The sequence below is a fragment of the Pedobacter rhodius genome, assembly GCF_027213645.1.
Classification (GTDB): Bacteria; Bacteroidota; Bacteroidia; order Sphingobacteriales; family Sphingobacteriaceae; genus Pedobacter; species Pedobacter rhodius.
Window position 1 is genome coordinate 843,711 of record NZ_JAPWGL010000003.1, and the last position, 21,072, is coordinate 864,782.

The 21,072-nt window shown below is 37.4% G+C and carries 21 protein-coding genes and 1 tRNA gene; 10 read left to right on the forward strand and 12 right to left on the reverse strand.

Features of this window, described 5'->3' with window-relative positions:
- The first annotated feature begins 169 nt into the window (after positions 1 to 169).
- The gene (locus O0931_RS13760; RefSeq protein WP_269416152.1) at positions 170 to 1,519 is read left to right on the forward strand and encodes a sugar transferase; all 1,350 of its coding nucleotides are present in this window, start codon (positions 170 to 172) and stop codon (positions 1,517 to 1,519) included.
- A gap of 99 nt (positions 1,520 to 1,618) precedes the next feature.
- Here O0931_RS13760 and dxs read toward each other — a convergent pair whose 3' ends face one another.
- Positions 1,619 to 3,547 carry a 1-deoxy-D-xylulose-5-phosphate synthase gene (gene dxs / locus O0931_RS13765; RefSeq protein ID WP_269416153.1) on the reverse strand — a complete coding sequence of 643 codons (1,929 nt, stop codon included), beginning with the start codon at positions 3,545 to 3,547 and terminating at the stop codon, positions 1,619 to 1,621.
- Between the two features lie 206 nt (positions 3,548 to 3,753).
- On the opposite strand from dxs, the gene O0931_RS13770 reads away from it, so the two are divergent.
- Both O0931_RS13770 and glyA read left to right on the forward strand, forming a co-directional pair.
- Entirely contained in the window at positions 3,754 to 4,497 is a 744-nt protein-coding gene (locus O0931_RS13770; RefSeq protein WP_269416154.1) for a segregation and condensation protein A, read from the forward strand.
- A 62-nt stretch (positions 4,498 to 4,559) separates the two neighbouring features.
- Positions 4,560 to 5,831 carry a serine hydroxymethyltransferase gene (gene glyA / locus O0931_RS13775; protein ID WP_269416155.1) on the forward strand — a complete coding sequence of 424 codons (1,272 nt, stop codon included), beginning with the start codon at positions 4,560 to 4,562 and terminating at the stop codon, positions 5,829 to 5,831.
- A 265-nt stretch (positions 5,832 to 6,096) separates the two neighbouring features.
- On the opposite strand, the gene O0931_RS13780 is transcribed toward glyA, so the two are convergent.
- The 8 genes from O0931_RS13780 to O0931_RS13815 all read right to left on the reverse strand — a co-directional run bounded on the left by O0931_RS13780 (position 6,097) and on the right by O0931_RS13815 (position 12,557).
- The gene (locus O0931_RS13780; RefSeq protein WP_269416156.1) at positions 6,097 to 7,437 is read right to left on the reverse strand and encodes a hypothetical protein; all 1,341 of its coding nucleotides are present in this window, start codon (positions 7,435 to 7,437) and stop codon (positions 6,097 to 6,099) included.
- A gap of 48 nt (positions 7,438 to 7,485) precedes the next feature.
- The gene (locus O0931_RS13785; protein ID WP_269416157.1) at positions 7,486 to 8,205 is read right to left on the reverse strand and encodes a ComF family protein; all 720 of its coding nucleotides are present in this window, start codon (positions 8,203 to 8,205) and stop codon (positions 7,486 to 7,488) included.
- A 118-nt stretch (positions 8,206 to 8,323) separates the two neighbouring features.
- Positions 8,324 to 9,385: a dual-specificity RNA methyltransferase RlmN gene (gene rlmN, locus O0931_RS13790; protein ID WP_269416158.1), complete on the reverse strand. Its 1,062-nt coding sequence runs from the start codon at positions 9,383 to 9,385 to the stop codon at positions 8,324 to 8,326.
- Between the two features lies 1 nt (position 9,386).
- Positions 9,387 to 9,644 (reverse strand): Txe/YoeB family addiction module toxin, encoded by a 258-nt coding sequence (locus tag O0931_RS13795; RefSeq protein WP_331283630.1) that lies wholly within the window; start codon positions 9,642 to 9,644, stop codon positions 9,387 to 9,389.
- Positions 9,634 to 9,846 carry a DUF2683 family protein gene (locus tag O0931_RS13800; protein ID WP_269416159.1) on the reverse strand — a complete coding sequence of 71 codons (213 nt, stop codon included), beginning with the start codon at positions 9,844 to 9,846 and terminating at the stop codon, positions 9,634 to 9,636. Before O0931_RS13800 ends, O0931_RS13795 begins: the two co-directional genes overlap by 11 nt.
- 116 nt (positions 9,847 to 9,962) lie before the next feature.
- Positions 9,963 to 10,934: a 23S rRNA pseudouridine(2604) synthase RluF gene (gene rluF, locus O0931_RS13805; protein WP_269416160.1), complete on the reverse strand. Its 972-nt coding sequence runs from the start codon at positions 10,932 to 10,934 to the stop codon at positions 9,963 to 9,965.
- A gap of 158 nt (positions 10,935 to 11,092) precedes the next feature.
- Complete coding sequence (locus O0931_RS13810; protein ID WP_269416161.1) at positions 11,093 to 11,653, reverse strand: DinB family protein; 561 nt, start codon at positions 11,651 to 11,653, stop codon at positions 11,093 to 11,095.
- Positions 11,654 to 11,798: 145 nt separating this feature from the next.
- The gene (locus O0931_RS13815) at positions 11,799 to 12,557 is read right to left on the reverse strand and encodes a helix-turn-helix transcriptional regulator (protein WP_269416162.1); all 759 of its coding nucleotides are present in this window, start codon (positions 12,555 to 12,557) and stop codon (positions 11,799 to 11,801) included.
- Positions 12,558 to 12,780: 223 nt separating this feature from the next.
- Between O0931_RS13815 and O0931_RS13820 the strand changes: the two genes are divergently transcribed.
- Positions 12,781 to 15,252, forward strand: coding sequence for a hybrid sensor histidine kinase/response regulator (locus O0931_RS13820; RefSeq protein ID WP_269416163.1), 2,472 nt, complete (start codon positions 12,781 to 12,783; stop codon positions 15,250 to 15,252).
- Positions 15,253 to 15,348: 96 nt separating this feature from the next.
- Here O0931_RS13820 and O0931_RS13825 read toward each other — a convergent pair whose 3' ends face one another.
- From O0931_RS13825 to O0931_RS13835, 3 genes are all read right to left on the reverse strand, one after another.
- Positions 15,349 to 16,680 carry a sigma-54-dependent transcriptional regulator gene (locus O0931_RS13825; RefSeq protein WP_269416164.1) on the reverse strand — a complete coding sequence of 444 codons (1,332 nt, stop codon included), beginning with the start codon at positions 16,678 to 16,680 and terminating at the stop codon, positions 15,349 to 15,351.
- 68 nt (positions 16,681 to 16,748) lie between these two features.
- A complete protein-coding gene (locus tag O0931_RS13830) occupies positions 16,749 to 17,063 on the reverse strand; it encodes a hypothetical protein (protein WP_269416165.1) in 315 nt (104 codons plus the stop codon).
- A gap of 111 nt (positions 17,064 to 17,174) precedes the next feature.
- The gene (locus O0931_RS13835) at positions 17,175 to 17,489 is read right to left on the reverse strand and encodes a hypothetical protein (RefSeq protein ID WP_269416166.1); all 315 of its coding nucleotides are present in this window, start codon (positions 17,487 to 17,489) and stop codon (positions 17,175 to 17,177) included.
- 359 nt (positions 17,490 to 17,848) lie between these two features.
- Between O0931_RS13835 and O0931_RS13840 the strand changes: the two genes are divergently transcribed.
- The 6 genes from O0931_RS13840 to O0931_RS13865 all read left to right on the forward strand — a co-directional run bounded on the left by O0931_RS13840 (position 17,849) and on the right by O0931_RS13865 (position 21,021).
- Positions 17,849 to 17,921 (forward strand) — tRNA-Thr (locus tag O0931_RS13840).
- A 130-nt stretch (positions 17,922 to 18,051) separates the two neighbouring features.
- On the forward strand, positions 18,052 to 19,221 hold the full coding sequence (locus O0931_RS13845) for an amidohydrolase family protein (protein WP_269416167.1): 1,170 nt from the start codon (positions 18,052 to 18,054) through the stop codon (positions 19,219 to 19,221).
- 52 nt (positions 19,222 to 19,273) lie between these two features.
- Positions 19,274 to 19,471, forward strand: a complete 198-nt coding sequence (locus O0931_RS13850) for a DUF2683 family protein (protein ID WP_269416168.1) — start codon at positions 19,274 to 19,276, stop codon at positions 19,469 to 19,471.
- Positions 19,462 to 19,722: a Txe/YoeB family addiction module toxin gene (locus tag O0931_RS13855; protein WP_269416169.1), complete on the forward strand. Its 261-nt coding sequence runs from the start codon at positions 19,462 to 19,464 to the stop codon at positions 19,720 to 19,722. Before O0931_RS13850 ends, O0931_RS13855 begins: the two co-directional genes overlap by 10 nt.
- Positions 19,723 to 19,735: 13 nt before the next feature.
- On the forward strand, positions 19,736 to 20,692 hold the full coding sequence (locus O0931_RS13860) for an NAD(P)H-dependent flavin oxidoreductase (RefSeq protein ID WP_269416170.1): 957 nt from the start codon (positions 19,736 to 19,738) through the stop codon (positions 20,690 to 20,692).
- Between the two features lie 56 nt (positions 20,693 to 20,748).
- The gene (locus tag O0931_RS13865; RefSeq protein ID WP_269416171.1) at positions 20,749 to 21,021 is read left to right on the forward strand and encodes an acylphosphatase; all 273 of its coding nucleotides are present in this window, start codon (positions 20,749 to 20,751) and stop codon (positions 21,019 to 21,021) included.
- The last annotated feature ends 51 nt before the right edge of the window (positions 21,022 to 21,072 follow it).

Genomic DNA, 21,072 nt, shown 5'->3' on the forward strand with positions numbered 1-21,072 from the left:
TTTAGGTATAAAGAATATTTGCAAATAAATAGGCACAAAATTTGCTTAGTATATTCGGATAATTTGTAATAACTTTGCATGAATTGTAATATTATTATAATTTAATTAGAATCCCCTTAATCATTAATAAATTTATAACATATGGTGATTGAAGGAAAAATACATGCCTATGTCACACCGTTACTCTAAACATCTTCCTTTAGTTGTTTATCTGAATGATTTAATTATACTAAATTTTTCAGTTATATTGATGAGTTTTTATCATCTGGGTGTATCATTTATAGCAAATAAAGAATCAATTTTACTCTTATTAGTTTCAAATATAAGTTGGGCATTTCTATCTTTTTTTCGTAAGAACTTTATAGTTCACAGGCCTTTAGTTTTATCAAATAACATCAATAATTTCTCTATAACACTTGTTTATCATATTGCATTTATATTTTGCGGTTTATACATATCTGAAATTTTTGATATTTCTAAATTTGTCCTTTTATCTCATTTGGCTATATTCTTTGTTCTCATTTTAACACAGCGTTCATTAATGTTCTTTTTTCTGGACTATATCAGAAAAAAAGGATACAACCATCGCCGTGTTTTGATTATTGGCAAGAAAAATATCGCAATCCGGTTAAAACAGTCATTTAAGCGCCATCCGGAATATGGGTATGACATTGTTGGCTATATATCTGACGAAAGTTTAAAGAATTTTACAGCAGAACAATTAAATACGGCGGTAATAAACAGACGGGTGGATGAGCTTTATATCTGTAATTTAGATTTGTCATCAGATACAAATGGTATAATGGATTTTTTTCTGCGAAATAAAACGATTATCAAGGTGGTTTCTGATATGCAATTTGACGTTCAAAAAGCGGAGTACCTGGATTATAACGAACTGCCGGTATTCAGACTTTTACCACATGCAGTACAGAGTTTAAAGATAAGATTATTAAAAAGGGGCTTCGATTTAGGATTTGCCAGTTCGGTAATGTTTTGCGGTATGCCAGTCTTTGTATTAATAATCGCAATTACTAAATGCACATCAAGAGGACCGATTTTTTATAAACAACAAAGGATAGGTAGAAACGGGAAGCCTTTTTACATCTACAAATTCCGAAGCATGTATATTGATGCCGAAAAAATGGGTCCACAGCTTTCTAAAGATAATGACCCTCGAATTACCAAATGGGGCAGAATTATGCGTAAGACAAGATTGGACGAGTTACCCCAATTCTATAATGTATTTAAAGGTGACATGTCGGTAGTCGGGCCTAGACCTGAAAGGCAACATTTTATCGAACAAATAATAGAGCGTGCACCTCAATACACTAATTTACTTGCTATCAAACCAGGGATAACTTCAATTGGACAGGTTAAGTATGGTTATGCTGAAAACGTTGATCAAATGGTTGAGCGTATGTCACATGATTTAGTTTATTTAGGTAAATTAAAACTTAGGACTGATGTTTCAGTGATTTTTGATACGGTAAAAGTTATGGTTGCGGGAAAAGGAAAATAATTAAACTTTCATTATCTAATCTATTGATGATAGATATCTTTGATTTGAAGATTTCATCCGATAGACTCAGATGGGCATCATGCTATTAAAGACAATGCATTACCCCACCATTGTGTTCGTCGTACGTTTTACGCCAACTTTTCTTACGGTTTCAATAATCGAGGCCTTATCATAACCGCACTCTGCCCAAAGTTCGGGCTGCTCACCATGATCGATAAATTGATCAGGAATGCCTAAACGAATTACATTTGCATGGTAGCCATTATCAGCCATAAATTCTAATATTGCCGAACCGACGCCACCTTGCAGGGTTCCATCTTCCACCGTAATGATGTGTTTATACTTAGCGAAAACCTCATGAAGCATTTCCTCGTCCAAAGGTTTAACAAAACGTAAATCGTAATGTGCGGGATAGATGCCTTCGCTGTTCAATTCAGCACGTGCTTCTACAGCAAAATTTCCTACGTGGCCGATCGTTAATAAAGCAACTTCTTCACCATCACAAATTTTGCGGCCTTTTCCAATTTCTAAAGTCTTGAATGGTCTTTTCCAATCGGGCATGACGCCATTTCCCCGTGGGTAACGGATTACAAACGGACCGGCATTTTCCTGTTGTGCAGTAAACATTAAGTTTCTTAACTCTTCCTCATTCATTGGCGATGAAACGACCAAGTTAGGAATGCAGCGCATGAAAGCGATATCGTAAGCACCGTGGTGTGTTGCCCCATCGGCACCCGCTAAGCCTGCCCGGTCTAAACAAAAAACAACATTAAGCTTTTGTATGGCAACATCGTGAATAACCTGATCGTATGCCCGCTGCATAAAGCTGGAGTAGATGTTACAAAAAGGAACTAATCCCTGCGCGGCTAATCCGGCAGAAAAAGTTACGGCATGTTGCTCGGCAATACCAACATCAAATGCGCGTGTTGGCATGGCTTTCATCATAATGTTTAATGATGAGCCTGAAGGCATAGCAGGTGTAATGCCTACAATTTTATCATTGGCCTCCGCAAGTTCAACCATGGTGTGCCCAAAAACATCCTGATATTTCGGTGGCTGCGGTTTGTCAGGAACGCTTTTCTTAATTTCTCCTGTTATTTTATCAAACAAACCCGGTGCATGCCATTTCGTTTGGTCTTTCTCGGCCAATGCAAACCCTTTACCCTTAACGGTAACACAATGCAATAACTTCGGACCAGGAATAGCGGCCAAATCTTTTATAATTGCTGCTAAACGCTTAACATCATGGCCGTCAACCGGGCCAAAATACCTGAAGTTTAGCGATTCAAATAAATTACTTTGCTTAAGTAAAGTGCCTTTTATACTTTTTTCAATCTTCTTAACGTATTTATGTGCATTCGGCCCTAATTTAGAAAGTCCGGTTAACACATTCGAAATATCATCGCGGAAGCGATTGTACGATTTAGAAGTAGTAATATTTGTTAAATATTCTTTTAAAGCCCCAACGTTCGGATCGATAGACATACAGTTGTCGTTCAGGATAACCAGAACATTACTATTTTCAATACCGGCATGGTTTAAACCTTCGAATGCTAAGCCTGCAGTCATAGCGCCATCACCAATAACGGCAACATGCTGTCTGTCGGTTTCGCCCTTAATCTGAGAAGCCACGGCCATCCCCAAGGCTGCTGAAATAGAGGTAGAAGAGTGGCCAACACCAAAAGTATCGTATTCACTTTCGCTGATTTTTGGGAAACCGCTAATGCCTTTATAAATACGGTTTGTATGGAAAAGTTCGCGGCGGCCGGTTAATATTTTATGACCATAAGCCTGATGACCAACATCCCAGACTAACTTATCATAGGGCGTATTTAATGCATAATGTAATGCTACTGTTAATTCAACAACACCTAAACTGGCGCCAAAGTGGCCGCCATTCACGCTCACCACGTCGATAATGTACTGACGTAATTCCTGGCTTATTTGTTCTAAGTCAGCTTCGCTATATTGCTTTAAATCAGCAGGATAGTTAATTTTAGATAATAATGGACCAGCTTTTACTTGCATTCGGTATTTTGGAAAAGAAACAAGATACAAAGAAAGGTATTTTTGTTCTAATATTTAAGAAAAAAACATGCAATAACAACAACCGCCAATTCGCATTAAAAAAGTCAATAATAATGGTAATTGAATGACATATTATATTTAACTTTTATATTTTTAATTAGGTTTACAAAAACGGGTATTCATTTTTTATTATGTTTGCTTTAGCAATGCAAGAAGAAAATTTTGAAATCAAGCTTCCCGTTTTCGAAGGTCCTTTCGATTTGTTATTGTTTTTCATCGAACGGGATGAACTCAATATCCAGGACATTGAAATTGCGAAGATTACCAATGATTTCCTCTCTTATATTCATCAGCTTCTGGCGCTGAACGTAGAAGTTGCCAGTGAATTTATTCTCGTTGCTGCAACGCTGATGCGCATTAAGTCTAAAATGCTGTTACCAAGAATTGAATTAGATGAAGCCGGCAATGAGATTAATCCCGAACAGGATTTAATCGCCAGGCTTATTGCTTACAAACAATTCAAATCTGTTGCTGAAGAACTCAAAGTTTTTGAAGCGGGTAGGATGCAGCAAGAGCGGCGAGGTAATATCGATTATGATTTAACTTTAGCTGCTGAATCTTCCGCACATCAGGATGAACTGCTTTCGCTGGATTTATATAAGCTATTAATGGTTTATCACAAATCTATGCAGAAATATGAATTGCGCAGCCAGGAGGTGAAACACACCGTTGTTCAATATCCTTATACAATAGAACAACAAAAACATTTTATAGCTAATCTTTTGGATATAAATAAGCAGCTGGATTTTGCTCTGGTACTCAAAAACTCAGAAAATAAAGTTCATTTTGTTTATAATTTTCTGGCTATCCTGGAAATGTTGCAACAACAAATCGTTGAGATAACTATTGGCAGCGGCTTTAATAACTTTAATGTAAAAGCAACTGCTTAATACAGCCGTAATTAACTTCTAATTTCTTACTTTTGCCAAAAAAATAACAAACCCGATATAGGATGAAACGCGACAGCCAAATTTTTGAACTTATTAATAAGGAATTGAACCGCCAGGAACACGGTTTAGAGCTTATAGCATCAGAGAACTTTGTAAGCAAGCAGGTTATGGAAGCCGCTGGCTCAGTACTAACCAATAAATATGCAGAAGGCTTACCTGGAAAACGCTATTATGGTGGCTGCCAGGTTGTAGATGTGGTAGAGCAAATCGCTATCGATAGGGCTAAGGAATTATTTGGCGCAGCATGGGTTAACGTTCAGCCACATTCTGGTGCACAGGCCAATGCGGCAGTAATGCTTGCGGTTATTCAGCCAGGCGATAAAATTTTAGGTTTCGATTTGTCACACGGTGGACACCTAACACATGGTTCTCCGGTAAACTTTTCAGGTAAATTATACCAGCCATATTTTTACGGTGTAGAGAAAGAAACCGGTTTAATTGATTATAAAAAATTAGAAGAAGTAGCATTAGCTGAAAAACCTAAATTAATTATTTGCGGTGCTTCGGCTTATTCACGTGAGTGGGATTATGCTTTCATCCGTTCTGTAGCGGATAAAATTGGTGCTTTAGTTTTAGCTGATATTTCTCATCCGGCAGGTTTAATTGCTAAAGGATTATTGGCAAACCCTCTTCCGCATTGCCATATTGTAACCACAACTACACACAAAACTTTGCGTGGCCCTCGTGGTGGTATGATTATGATGGGACAGGATTTTGAAAATCCATGGGGTTTAAAAACACCAAAAGGCGAGCCTCGTATGATGAGTAACCTGCTTGATATGGCTGTTTTCCCTGGTACTCAAGGGGGGCCGTTAGAACATATTATCGCTGCTAAAGCAATTGCCTTCGGCGAAGCATTAAGCGATGAATATGGTACTTACATTAAACAAGTTGCTGCGAATGCACAGGCGATGGCAAAGGCTTTCGTTGCTAAAGGCTATGGCATCATTTCCGGCGGAACAGATAATCATTTAATGTTAATCGACCTTCGCAATAAAAACATTACCGGTAAAGTTGCTGAAAATGCTTTAGAGAAAGCAGAAATTACCGTGAATAAGAATATGGTTCCTTTCGATGATAAATCGCCGTTTGTTACTTCAGGTATCCGTGTGGGAACTGCAGCAATTACAACCCGTGGTTTGAAAGAAGCTGAAATGGAGAAAATTGTAGATTTAATTGATCAGGTGTTAACCAACCCGGAAGATGAAGCAAACTTAAGCGCAGTCAAAGCTGAAGTTATAAAATTGGTAAGTGCCTTTCCGCTTTACAAATAATTACTAAACCGTATGGTTAAGAAGAGCTTTACATGAATTTGTAAGGCTCTTTTTCGTCTGTAGCCTTGATAACTTTTAATAGTATTACACAAAGAATTTGTCAAATCTGATCAACCTGAAATCCTTTAATCCAGAAAATCCTGGTTTAAAAGTAAAGGGCCGATATTCTTTTGAAGAAATATCGACCCTTACCATCTAAATTAACGCTCTCGAATATATAAACGCTGTCGGTTATAAAATGTTTTATAAAAAGATAAAAAAAATATTAATTCTCATAACAGCCTAAAGATGAGGGGAAAATTCTGTTTTTATTTTTTAAATCTTTATTAAGGTAGGTGTTGAAATAGATGTCGCTGCTTAAATCCAAGCCTTTTTTTATTGCAGGACTCCTGGTGCCAGGCATAAAGTTTTCAAAACTTACTGAAGCGAATAATGGGTCTGCGTTAATTATATTTCCGATATTGTAACTCGTGCTGGTTGTTTTAATCAAATTACCATTTAAGCTAACCTGCGAAGAAACCGCTGATTTCTTTTGTATATCCAATTCATTTGCTAAACTTCCCCAGATTATATTGTTTGTTAAATCAAGCTGTAATTTATTATAAGCTTTTGCAGATAAATAATCAGAGAAAGTTAAGGAAGCTGTTTTACGGGGAAAATTCGAATTATACCCGGCAAAGGTATTTTGCTTCAAATTATAATTTCCTCCCCCAATGGCATAGATCAAGTAATTCCCGCAATTATAAAACAAATTATTAAATGCCAGTAATTCAGAATGATAACCAATATATGCTGCAACCTGCATGTTTTTAATAATACTATTACTGAGAATGAGTTTAGGGCCGGCACCTGGCGATAATGAATCGGAAGTTATTGCAACTGATGCATTTTTAATAATCACATTTTTAAGAATCCCGCTTCCGGTTTGTTTGATATAAATCCCTCTCCACTGGCCGGGTTCATCATTGTATATATTTTCCAATCTATCACTGCAAAATTCTATAGGCTCATTAACTGATCCATCCGCTTTTAAAATGCCGTCTACATTCATAACAGCATCTCTGTGAAAATAAATTTTTGCACCTGGTTCAATAGATAAAGTTGAGCTATTTTTGATATTAACCGATCCATTTATAATATAAGGTAGACTTTTAGTCCAGGTTGTATTTGCACTAATCATCGCATTATTTAAGAAAACCGCATTTTGTCCATAGGCTAATAGCTGAATTGCTTTGCGGTTTCCATTTGAAGTAATTATTATAGAATCCTGTACTAAGAATGTACTATTGTTTGCGTTTGGATTAATAGTTACTTTAACAAATATATTTAAAGAGTCCTGTCCATATAAAATAAGGTTATTTACGGTTGAAGAGTTCTGACCATTTATATTTATACTGAAAGATGAAGTATTACCGCCGGAAAGCTTAATTTCTGAAATGTTTAATGCATTGCTGTTCTTATTTAAAAGCTTAATTTTTCTCGCGGCAGAACCAATAGAAGTGAAGATGGTATCAAATAAAATGCTGTCTTTTGATAGCGTAAGTTTTGCATTGGCATCCGTTGTAATGCGTTCATCTTTACGGCAAGCCGATAGGAATGTAGTCAAAACGAAGAAACTAAATAACAGGTAACGCATAAATCAAATATGAGAAAATTATTCTGCGAATGCCAAAGCTGCGAGACTAACTTTGGATGCGCCACTATCTAGCAAGGCACTGGCACAGGCTTCCAGTGTAGCGCCCGTAGTGACCACATCATCAATAAGTAAAATGTGCTTATCTTTAATTTTACCAGGGTTTTGTATTTTAAAAACGGCCTTCATGTTTTCATAACGATTATAGCGGCTTTTTTTCGTTTGGGTTTCTGTAGCGATATTCCGGATTAAAATTGCTTCACTGAAATTAATGTCCATTTTCTCAGAGGCGCCTGCCGCAATAAAGGTACTTTGATTATAGCCCCTTGAGCGTAGCTTTTTCTGATGCAGGGGAACAGGAACAATTAAATCTACATTTTCATAGAGCGGACTGGCCTTTAATCTTTCTCCTAATAAATTGCCCAGCATTACACCAACATCGGTTTTGTTATTGTACTTTAAATTGTGAATCAGGTTTTGAACTTTAGCCCCTTTTCTGAAATATAACATGGCCATTGCCGCGTTTAATGGTAATCTTCCCCAGAGCTGCTTAGCTATCCGGTTTTCTGCATGAATATGGTAATCTGTAAATGGTAAATCATACAGGCATTTGGTACAAATTAAATACTCGCTTTGAAACAAAGTTATCCCACAGGCATTACAAAGATTAGGAAATAACAATCCGACTAAATCAGAACCCCATCGTCTGAATCGTGATTTACTTGATTTATGGATTTCCATAATAAAGACTGTAAATATTCAGCTAAAAATTAGCTAAATAAATATAATGTCTTTATCAGGATTTTCAAAATTAAAGGTTTTGAGGATGAAGGTTTCGATTTACCAGGCAGATTAAAAACTAGGCTTTAGCTTCTTCTTTTACAGCTAACTGTCCGCACGCGGCATCAATATCTTTACCACGGCTGCGGCGAATATTGGTGTTAATGCCCTGGCTTTTTAAATAGTTGGAAAATGCATCAATTTTATCGCCCTCTGCATTGGTGAAATCGGCAAATGAAATCGGGTTATATTCGATAAGGTTAACTTTACATGGAATGTGCTTACAGAACTTTGCCAAATCCATGGCATCCGAAATCTCATCATTAAAATGATTAAAAACAATGTATTCGTAAGTAACCGGGTTTTTGGTTTTAGCGAAATAATACTTCAGGGCATCGGCTAAGGCTTTCAAAGAATTTGCCTCGTTGATTGGCATAATTTCATTACGTTTTTTATCATCAGCCGCATGAAGCGAAAGTGCGAGATTAAATTTTGCGCCGTCATCACCAAGCTTTTTAATCATTTTCGCAATGCCCGCAGTTGAGACTGTGATGCGTTTATAGCTCATGTTTAAACCGTCGGGCGCGGTAATGCGCTCGATAGATTTGAGTACGTTGGCATAATTTAAAAGCGGCTCACCCATGCCCATATACACGATATTGGTTAATGGATTATTGTAGTTTTGTTTTGCTTGCTTGTCAATTAGCACCACCTGGTCGTAAATTTCATCGGCATTCAGGTTACGTTTACGATCCATGTAACCGGTTGCGCAAAATTTACAGGTTAAGCTACAGCCAACCTGCGAGCTCACACAGGCCGTCATCCGGTCTTCCAAAGGAATTAAAACACCCTCCACAATATTGCCGTCGGCTAAACGAAAAGTATTTTTAATGGTATGGTCGTTACTGAATTGAGAGTTGTTAACCTGAACAGCGTTAATGGCGAAACTTTCATCTAATGCCTTACGCAAATCTTTAGAAAGATTGCTCATGTCATCAAAACTAGTTGCCGATTTTTCCCATAACCACTGGTAAATTTGCTTGGCCCTGAATGCAGGTTGTAGCATAGCCGTCAAGTGCTGCTGCAACTGAGGCAAATCCAATGAGCGGATATCGAGTTTTTTTGCTGTTTTTTCTAACATTTTATTTATCGCCGTAATGACCCATAGCAGCTATAATGAAAACGGTAACAATGTTTTCATCTACTTTATAAATCATTCTATCTTTCTGATTAATTTTTCTTGCCCAAAAGCCTGTTAGCTCATGTTTTAATAATTCAGGTTTGCCTACGCCGTGATAAGGTGTTTCAGTAAGTTCAGCAAGAATTTTTTCTATTTTCTTGATACTGCACCATTGCCTGATTTGTAATGTTTTTTGAGATGAGTTTGTGCTAGTTCTTATATTTCAAGCCTAAACTTCCCCATACGTCATTTGGATCAATAATTTTAAAATTTCCTCTTTTCTCTGCAGTTTTTATCATTTTTACAAACTCAGTGTTATAAGGACTTTTTTTAGTTTCAATATTAACCTTCAAAACCTTCGCTATCGCCTTTAACGCTGCTAACTGCTCTTTGGTTTCGGGATGCATAATTAACGTTTCCATAGCTTAATCTTTATTTCGTGGCAAACAATTAATGCAAAGATAACAAAAAGCTTTTAGACAGAAAGACCAAAACAAAAAGCAAAGCTTTGGATTTCAGAATTTTACAATTTGTTGGCTTATCGCCCTCTTTGTCTGGTATTTGATTTCCCTGCCGGTTTGCCTTTTGCGGGTCGTGCATTCCTGGCAGATGAACCACTTTTATTCGAAGATTTAGCCGATGAATGTGCAGCTGGTTTTTTGCCGGTAGATTTTTGTGAAGGCTTTGATGGTTTAAAAGATTTTTTTGCTTGTTCAGGTTTCAACTCCGGAATTTCTTCCCAGGAATTGGTTTTTTTCCTGGTATTTTTCGGTTTTGACGCGGCCTCTGAAGATGATTTTTCGACACTCTTCATTAGGCTATTCATCTCCTCTTCAGTAAGCTCCCTGAACTCTCCCGTTGGAATGCCCTTCAGGTTGATATTCATTATCCTGGTTCGTTCCAATTTGGTTACTTCATAGCCAAAATGTTCGCACATTCTACGGATTTGCCTGTTTAAGCCCTGAATTAAAATAATATTGAATACAAATGGACTAATTTGGCGGACCTTGCATTTACGGGTATTTACACCTAAAATAGGAACACCGTTACTCATCTCAAAAATGAAATCTTCGGTAATTGGTTTGTTTACAGTAACCACATACTCTTTTTCATGCTTGTTTCCGGCCCTCAGAATTTTGTTAACGATATCGCCATTATTGGTAAGAAAAATTAAACCTGACGAGTCTTTATCTAAACGACCGATTGGGAAAATACGTTCGCTGTGATTAACGTAATCGACAATGTTATCCTTAACATTTGACTCTGTTGTGCTTGTAATCCCGACAGGTTTATTGAAAGCCAATAGAATAAAATTAGATTCTTCTTTCGGCTCGATGTTATGGCCATTTACCATTACCCGGTCGCCGGCAACAACCTGATCGCCGATTTTAGCCCGTTTACCATTAATGAAAACAGTACCTTTTTCGATAAACCTGTCTGCCTCGCGGCGAGAACACAATCCGCTTTCGCTGATAAATTTATTTAACCGGGTGGCAGACGTGTTATTCATGCTGCAATTTTACGGAAATAAATTGTTAATCAGCCACTATTAGGTACATGGAAATCAACCACAGCGCACACAAAGTTTTAACAGAGAGACAGCGCATATTATTCATCTAACTTTGTGTTCCTTTGTGCTTTTTCTTTGTGTGCTCCGTGGTTAAACAATTAAAAATTATGGTCGTCAGCGCTTGGACCGTAACTTCCCGGGATTGGAATGTTTAATAATCTTAAATACACGCCCAGTTGTGCCCGATGGTGGGTGGTTTGACTGAAAGCGATGCGCATCATTTCATATTTTGTTAAATCACCTAAAATTTGTTCGCCATTACGCAATATCCACTGCTTGTCAAAATCTTCTTCCCTTGCTTTTTCTAATTCAGCTTTGCCGCTTTCATAGCTTTCCGTTAACAGTTTTAGCAGGTCTTCATTGCTTTCGACTTTTTTTTCCTCATAAGGCGCCGTCGCAAAATCCAATTCATCAGTTGTGAATGCTAATGCCACCCAACCCGGTAACTCAGCAATGTGGCTGGCCAGCGATTTCATTTTCATGCTTTTTTCATGCGGTGCCCAGTCAAATTTATCAACAGGTACCAATTCCATAAATTTTTTAGTCGTGTTAAATTCTGATTCGAATTCTTTCAACAATGCTTTAATAATATCCATATTTTTTTGTTTTATTTTTTCAATTGTATTTAGTTCCATCAATAATAAGTCTGCTATGCTCATGGTTTTTCGGGTTTGTTATACAAAGGAAATAGGGGTGAGTGACAACCCTATGGCAGCGTGAAAAATAAAATTGATTTTTATTTCTAATAATTTACCACCACCTGTCCCTTCTAAAATAGACGGCTATATAGTGGTTCTCATTTAATTAAAAATTAACCGGTAACATGTTCATATAATCGCTTAAGGGAATGTGGTCTATTATTAAGAATGGCTTATCCAAAGTTTTCAGGCAGATAATTCTGGTTAAATTAAAATCCCGGTATTGGTTTCTGAAATGGCACCAGGCAATTAAGTGCCAGCTGAACGCATAAAAGATTAAGCCGATAGGTTCTACTTCGCGTATACTCGATTCTTCTTTCGCGTTCTTATAGTCCAGCTCAATCATTTTCCTATCAGAAATCGCTTGCTGAATAACCGAAAGGTATTCGTAATTAAACGTTAAACGCTCGGGTATCTGCAATTTAATATGCTGGTTCATCGTTTCCAGCTTTTCTTTCTGACTGGTTTTTAAAACAGCTTTTACTTTGGTAAGTGCAGCCGAATAGTGCAATCGGATGGAATTATCAGCAAAACCATTAACCAAACTTTCTACTAAGAGCAACGCGTTTGCTTCATCCATATTGAATGAAACAGGTGGTAAAAAATAGCCTTGGACTAAAAAATAACCTTTTGGCTGCTCAAATCCAACCGGAATTCCCTGTTCTTGCAAAGCCTTAACATCACGATAAACCGTACGAACGCTGATGTTAAACCGATCCGAAATTTTATCAGCAGAAACGTATTTCTTTGATTGAAGTAAAGTTAAAATTCCAAAAAGGCGATCGATACGGTTCATAGGTGTTGGCTTGGTTAAAAATAAATAAAATTGCCACGGAAACATAGATTTACAGAGAATAATTTCCATGAATTCCGGATAGCATTGGCATAGAGTAACCTCTAAATAAAACAGTGTAAATAGAAGGTAACAAGATTGACTGCCGTCGGTCGGCAGACTTATGCCCCGCATCTGACCGCTATCAGATGACGAGATAATTTAAAACTTCTGCGCCATGTTATTTGTATTAATTAGTTAAACATGTGTTTTTACGAAAAAATTCGTTTTATGTAAAAGGCAAAATCTACAATTAATGGCAGTTGAAATTCAGAAACGTTTTTTCAGGGCAGTAAAAAGTAAGGTAATCATCGGGTTTTTGTTTGCCTGTTTTGCTTTGCTTTTGGCTTGGGGCATCAGCAAGTTTGCTTTTACGCGAATGCTGGATACCGTTGAAGAAATTTCAGCACCAAACGATAAGTTAAGAATTGTAAACGACTTATCACACAAAATCGCCAGACTTGACCAGCTGCAACGTGATGAAGCATTTAAAAAGCAAGGCAATTCGGGTTTTTTAAAAGAATCGAGGACGTTAAGGATGAGTTTAGATACGCTTCGTAAGCTTTACGCGGGCGATTCTTTACAACTCGCCAGGATTAAATCCATCAAAAATTTACTTAACCAACGCGATAAACAGTTTATTTCGTACCTCCAGGTTCGCGAAACGCTGGTTAATACAAAATCTTTTTCTAACGAGGTTCAAAAGCTGAATGAGTTGGTGGCCTCTCGTGCCTTGCAAACCGACAGTGCCATTTTAACCACCGAAACCACTACGTCTACCACTACGGTTGCACCTGATGAAGAAGAAAAATCAAGAGGATTTTTAAGTAAGCTTTTTGGAAAAAAGAAAGCCGATGTTTACAAAATCATCAACGAAGAATTTAAAGTTAAACGCGATACTTTAAATGCAAAGGCAGAAGACAGCATTATGAAAAGCATGACTGGTTCGCTGAAAAATATTGAAGTAGAACAACGAAAGAAAAGTCAGAAATTTTTAAAACGTGAGGCTGATTTATCCAATGCCAGTAATGCTTTAACCAACCAGATTTTACAAATTCTACGCGAAGTTGAGGGGCAGGCAGTTGCCCAGGTCGACCTTAACGGCATTCAGGCAAAAAAGGTGGTGAATGATGGGATTACCCAAATTACAGCAATCATTATAGCTTTTTTTTTACTGACGGTTATTTTGCTGTATCTGATTTTAACAGACATCACAAAAAGTAACCGCTACCGCCGGGAACTGGAGCAAGCCAAAGATGAAGCCGAGTACCATGGCAAAGCTAAACAACGGTTTCTTTCAAACATGAGTCATGAAATCAGGACTCCGCTGCAATCCATCCTGGGTTATGCCGAATTGATTACGCAACAGGATAATCCGAAGAAAAAGGCTATTGATGCGATTTACCAATCGTCTATCCACTTACTTCAAATTGTGAATGAGGTACTTGATTATAACAGGATCATTTCAGGCGAATTCAGTTTTAACAATCAGGTTTTTGATGTCAGAAAAATTTTAGATGAGGTTACCTCAGTTGTTCGCCCGCTGGCGGAACAAAAGTCATTACATTTAGTTACAGATTTAGATTTGGGCGATGTTGAATTTGTTAAAGGCGATGCTTTCCGATTGAAGCAAATCCTTTTCAACCTGCTTGGGAATGCGGTTAAGTTTACGCTAAAAGGGGAAATTAGTCTTCGCATTTCCTGTAAGAAACAGCTTGATAACCTGCATTTTCATTTCACCATTAAGGATACCGGTATTGGTTTCGAAGAGAAAGACATGTCGAGGATATTTAATGAATTTGAACAAATTGAATCCCCGGAAAGATATGTGCTGAATCAAACCGGTACAGGTTTGGGCCTGCCTATTGTTAAATCACTTATCGAAGCGCAGGGCGGACGAATTCATGTGAAGAGTAAAGTTGGCATCGGTACTACATTCAATATATACCTGACTTATCAGCAAACTTGTGAAAAGATAAACGATGCTTTAGATTTAGAACATTATGCAATCGTTAATCCGGGTATGGTTTGGATAATTGATGACGACAAGCTTATTCTCGACCTCTGCGGACTGATTTTCGAGAAAAACAAAATACCACATAAGCGTTTTAATCAGGTTGCGGATATTTTGCAGCAAGAGCCGGATACAGACCTGAAATACGTTCTGGTTGATATGCGTTTGCCTGAAATGACGGGTTTGGAACTTTGTCATTTGTTAAAGAAAAAACTGCCTGCCGACGTTAAGTTTTATGCCATTACGGCACAAGTGTTACCCGAAGAACGGGAAATGGTTTTAAGTGAAGGTTTTGATGGTTTAATTATGAAGCCTTTCCGTACTGTTGATTTGCTTTCTATTTTTGATAAAACTGAAATTTTATTGGAAAAACCGGAATTTGATTTTTCTTCAGTTGAAAAAATGACTTTCGGCGACCAGCAGATGCTGGAGAAAATCCTGAATCGGTTTAAGCAAGACTGCATTAATGATGCCGCAGAATTGAAAATGCATCTCGGGGAAAATAACCAGGATAAAAGCAGGTTAATTGTTCATCGTTTGGCAGGCAGAACAGCACAAATGGGTTCCAGAACTTTGGCACAATCTTTCCGGATTTTAGAAATTGAAATCGCTGAAAAAGGATTGCAGACCAGTATCAAAAAATCGGTTATAAATCAATTGAAGAAATTAGATGCATTGATTGCTGTTATGGAAGAGATGGATTATTCAGCGTAATTTAAATTTAACTGCAATGCTAAACGATTATAACACAATTCGCTTGGCCATATTTTACGGCTGATCTTTATGTCCTCTGCGGTTAAATAAAGAAAGTTACTCAATCCCGTACTTCTCCATCTTTGCATAAAGTGTTTTCCGGTCGATATTCAACATCTTTGCTGCTTTAGATTTATTATATTTTGCTTTAATTAAAGTTTCGGCAATTAAGGTTTTTTCATTGTGTTCATTTACGGCCTTTAAATCTGATGAACTTCCAGGCAGGGTTTGCTGGTTAACTGAAATCATCATTTCATCAGGTAAGGCCGTAGCCTGAGCAACATCGCCGGGGGTTAATAAAACCATACGTTTAATTACGTTACTTAATTCACGTAAATTTCCGGGCCAATCGTAATTTAACAGTAATGATTTAGCTTCTGCAGAAATACCTTTTACATTCCTGTCCAAATCACGGTTTGATAAACCAATAAAATGATTAATGAACAATTCTAAATCGCCACCTCTATCTCTTAAAGCGGGCAATTGAATTTTAAATTCATTTAAACGATGGTACAAATCTTCCCGGAATGCACCACTTGAAATGCTGTTTAGTAAATCATCATTTGTGGCGGTAACAATCCGAACATCAACCGCAATTTGTTTAGTACTGCCTAGCGGTTGAATGGTCCGCTCCTGCAAAGCACGAAGTAATTTTACCTGAACTTCATAACTTAAGTTTCCTACTTCATCTAAAAATAACGTTCCGCCGTTGGCCGCCTCAAACTGACCTTTTTTATCGTTTAACGCACCTGTGAAAGCACCTTTAATATGCCCGAACAATTCGCTCGCCGCTAAATCTTTTGACAAGGCACCACAATCAATCGCCACAAAAGGTTTATCAGCACGTTTACTTTGCTGATGTAAAGTTCTGGCTGCAAATTCCTTTCCTGTTCCGCTTTCACCCTGAATGATGACCGACATATCCGTTGGTGCTACCAGCGCGATGTGTTCATACAATCTATCAGCAATGGCACTTTTACCTTTTATAAAATCAGAATCAGTTGCTTCAATTTTTGCTTCTTTCGAATCTTTTTTTGTTAAAGAATTCTTAATCACCATTAAAAGCTCATCCGGGTTAACAGGTTTCGTGATGTAATCGAAAGCACCCATTTGCATGGATTTTACAGCTGTTCTGACATCATTAAAGCTGGTCATGATAACAATTGGCGTAGAAATTCCAAGATTTCTGGAATGTGTGATGACTTCAAAACCAATTCCATCCGGCAAACGATAATCGATTAAAAACAAATCGAATTCCTGATTTTCGATTAATTTAAAAGATTGCTTAATATGTGTAACCAGCGTAACCTCATGGTTATTTTTTGTTAAAAAACCTTCAAGTAATTGAGCAAATGTTGTATCATCTTCCAGAATCAGAATTCTCGCCATACAACAAAAATAAGAAAAGCCAGTTAAAAAACTGGCTTTCTTGTAATAGGTAGATGTAATATTTAGGATTATTGAACTGGTTTACCGTTTTTGTCGATTTTTACAGAACCTGTTTCTGCTTCTTTTTTAACATTGATTAGGTAATATTCTTTTGTTCCTTCTTTAACCGACCAGGCTTCCGTAGCTGTCCAGCCTTTATAAGCATCAGATTTTAATGCAGTTGTAACCGGCTCAGGTAGTTCTTCTAATTTAACCGGCGTTTTAACTGCGCTATCCTGAACTGCTACAATTGCAGCGTTTTTCAATGTATTTACTTCACTTGCCTGTACTGCTGAGAATCCTGCAAATGCCAGGAACGCAGCTGATAAAATTAACTTTTTCATTTTTCAAATATTTTAATGTGATGAAACTGATGAACAGTTTCTTGGTTATAATTTAATTGTGCGCAGCCCTAAAGCTGCGCCTATGTGATTATGCCTTATTTCGGGCCGGTATTATTGAACTGGTTTACCGTCTTTATCAATTTTCACTGAACCTGTTTCAGCTTCTTTTTTAACGTTAATTAAATAATATTCTTTTGCACCTTCCTTAACCGACCAGGCTTCTGTTGCTGTCCAGCCTTTATATGCATCAGATTTTAATGCAGTTGTAACTGGCTCAGGTAATTCTTCTAATTTAACCGGCGTTTTAACTGCGCTATCTTGAACTGCAACAATTGCAGTATTTTTTAATGTATTTACTTCACTTGCTTGTACTGCTGAGAACCCTGCGAACGCTAAGAATGTAGCTGATAAAATGAACTTTTTCATAGTATGATTTTTAAATTTAATATGTGTAACAATACTTGCTAAGGTTTCATAATGATGCCAAAGCACGATAAATAGTTAAGTGACTTATTTACAGTTGTTTGTTTGTGTGCCAGAAAAAACTAGGTGTAGAGAAGCTCCACACATTGGGGTTAATGACTGCATATTTCGCGCTGGTTTTAATGTTTAGCGCATTTTTAAATCGATTGAGTTTGTTCCTAAAAAAATAATATTTAAACTATAGTACAATTAACCAATTTGGTTACTAACTAGATTTCTTAGCCCCCCCCTCCCGAAATCAATAAGTCGAAAAATATTTTATCAGAAGAATATTTTTTTCTATACTTGCAGCCCGAATAAAAGCCTCCTTAGCTCAGCTGGTAGAGCAACTGACTTGTAATCAGTAGGTCATTGGTTCGATTCCGATAGGAGGCTCTTTTTTAAATTACGATTGTAGATTGACGATTTTAGATTATGCTCAATATCTAAAATCTCTCCAAAGCATTTTACTTCTCCGCTTCATTAGAAATCGTAATTCGTAAATCCAAAATCGTAATTTTGTTTCATGCTAAAATACTTTTCAGCCGATTGGATTTTTCCGGTAAACACTCCACCGATAAAAAATGGCGTAATTGGAGTTAGTAGCGATGGCGAAATCAAGGATGTCCTAATCGACGATGTTGCCAAAAATCTCAATTTGCAAATTGAGAAACACAAAGGCGCAATCGTTCCGGGTTTCATCAATACACATTGCCATTTAGAATTATCGCACATGTCTGGTCAAATTCCAATGCATACGGGCCTGGTAGAATTTGTGCAAAGCATTATTAAAAGCCGAGGGGCAGATACCGAAAAAATTACTGCCGCTATGCAAAACGCGGATGCAGAAATGTTCGATAATGGTATTGTAGCGGTCGCTGATATTTCAAATCAGATGATATCAAAAGAAATCAAGCAGCAAAGTAAAATTTATTACCACACTTTTGTAGAGGCCATGGGCTTTAATCCAGAAAGGGCAAATGTGATTATGGATAATGCGACAGGAATAAAGAATGAATTTTCCCCGCTGCCTGCATCAGTAGTTCCACATGCACCATATTCTATTTCTCCGGAGCTTTTAAAGTTAATAAATGATAAAGCAGAAACCGATGATACTGTAATGAGCATTCACAATCAGGAAACTACCAATGAAAATACATTCTTTGAAAGTAAAACCGGAGGTTTTTTAGAACTCTATAAATTTCTTGGTTTAGATATCCGGTTTTTCAAACCAACGGGGAAAACATCATTACAAAGCTGGTTGCCATATATTAAAAAACAGAGAACACTTTTGGTTCATAATACGGTTTCAAGTAAAGCAGATATCGAATTTGCAAAGCAAAGCCATCCAGATTTATATTGGTGTCTTTGCCCACAGGCCAATTTATACATCGAAAATACTTTGCCCGATGTTGATTTACTCATCGAAGAAAATGTTAAACTCACTTTAGGAACCGATAGTTTGGCAAGCAATCACCAATTGAATATCTTATCTGAAATGAAGACCTTGCAGCAGCATAAAAATGTGGCTTTTGAAAAGCTTTTGCTTTGGGGAACGCTTAATGGTGCTGAATTTTTGGGCGTAAATAACCGATTTGGAAGTATCGAACCTGGTAAAAAACCAGGTTTGAATCTTATTCAGTTATCAGAAGATTTTGTAATTGAAAGTGATAAAGTGATTAAATTGATATGTTAAGCCAAAGAACCAATCTAATTTGTTCAATGATAAGTTTTACGTAATTTTGAATATGGAAACATTAATAGTACATCCTGAAAACAAAGCGCAGTTATCGGCACTTAAAGCATTTATGAAAGCTTTTAATATTTCTTTCGAAGAAAATAAACAGCCATATAATGCTGAATTTGTTGAAAAAATGAAAGTGAGTAAACAACAGGCTAAAGAAGGGAATACCATCAAAGTTAGCTTGGACGATATATGGAAATAGAGTTTACGCTTGTTGCATTAGAAGATTTAAACTATTTTAAAAAATCAGGAAATCAATCTGTTTTAAAAAAGATTAGAAGTCTTTTAGAGAGTATTCAGGCAACTCCATTTACCGGAATTGGCAAACCTGAGGCACTTAAGTACGAACAATCAGGAAATTGGTCTAGAAGAATTAATCAGGAACATCGTCTAGTTTACGAGGTTCGAGATAGTATCATACCTGTCCATTCACTACGGGGGCATTATATTTAGTAAGCAATCGCTTATGAACCCAATCTGCAAACTCTTCAACATAAAATACCCGATTATACAGGCCGGAATGGTTTGGTGCAGTGGCTGGAAACTGGCATCAGCGGTTTCTAACGCGGGTGGGTTAGGCATTATTGGTGCCGGCTCGATGTACCCAGACGTATTACGTGAGCATATCCAAAAATGTAAACTTGCTACTGATAAGCCCTTTGGTGTTAATATTCCTTTATTGTATCCAAATATCCAAGATATTATCGATGTCGTAATTAACGAAGATGTAAAAATCGTTTTTTCATCGGCTGGTAATCCGGCAACATGGACAAGCATTTTAAAAGAAAAAGGGATTACGGTTGTCCACGTTATTGCAAATACCAAGTTCGCATTAAAAGCACAAGAGGCTGGTGTTGATGCCGTTGTTGCCGAGGGTTTCGAGGCCGGTGGACATAACGGTCGCGAGGAAACCACAACCATGTGTTTAATCCCAATGATTAAAGCAACGGTTAAAATCCCTGTAATCGCTGCCGGTGGAATAGGCAGTGGAAAATCGATGCTGGCGGCTTTTGCACTTGGAGCCGATGCCGTTCAAATCGGTTCTGCTTTTGCTGTTGCGGAAGAATCATCTGCACACCCGGCATTTAAGAATAAAGTTATTTCATCAGCCGAGGGCGATACGAAACTCGCCATGAAAAAACTGGTTCCAGTAAGGTTGCTGAAAAATAAATTTGCTGATGCGGTTGCACAAGCTGAGGCGGAGGGCGCTAGCCGGAATGAGCTCATGGAATTGTTAGGCAGGGCAAGAGCAAAACTCGGAATGTTTGAGGGCGACATGGAAAATGGTGAACTCGAAATCGGGCAAATATCAGCTATGCTACAAGAAACAAAACCAGCTAAACAGATTTTAGAAGAAATTTGGGCAGAATATAGCGCAGGTTTAAAAAGATTCAAGGATTTACATGACGAATTGCAGCATTGAATATCTGTATAAACATTTGGTTTACTAACTTTGCAACATTTCAAATTTTAACATGAATGAAGCACCTCGATATTAAGATTACCGGAAAAGTTCAGGGCGTTGGCTTTAGAGAAACGACTAAAATTGTGGCTAACCAGATGATGGTTCAGGGCTTTGTTAGAAATGAAAAAGATGGATCTGTTTATATTGAAGCCGAAGGTGAAGACATTTTTCTGGAAGAATTTATAAACTGGTGCCATGAAGGGCCAGACCGCTCCCGTGTGGAAAATGTTTCAGTAAGCGAGGGCGAAGTGAAAAACTATCGTAATTTTGAAGTCTTTAAAAAGTAGCAAGACAGCTAGCACTGTGCTCATCTTGATACCTGATACTTTTATCTCGAT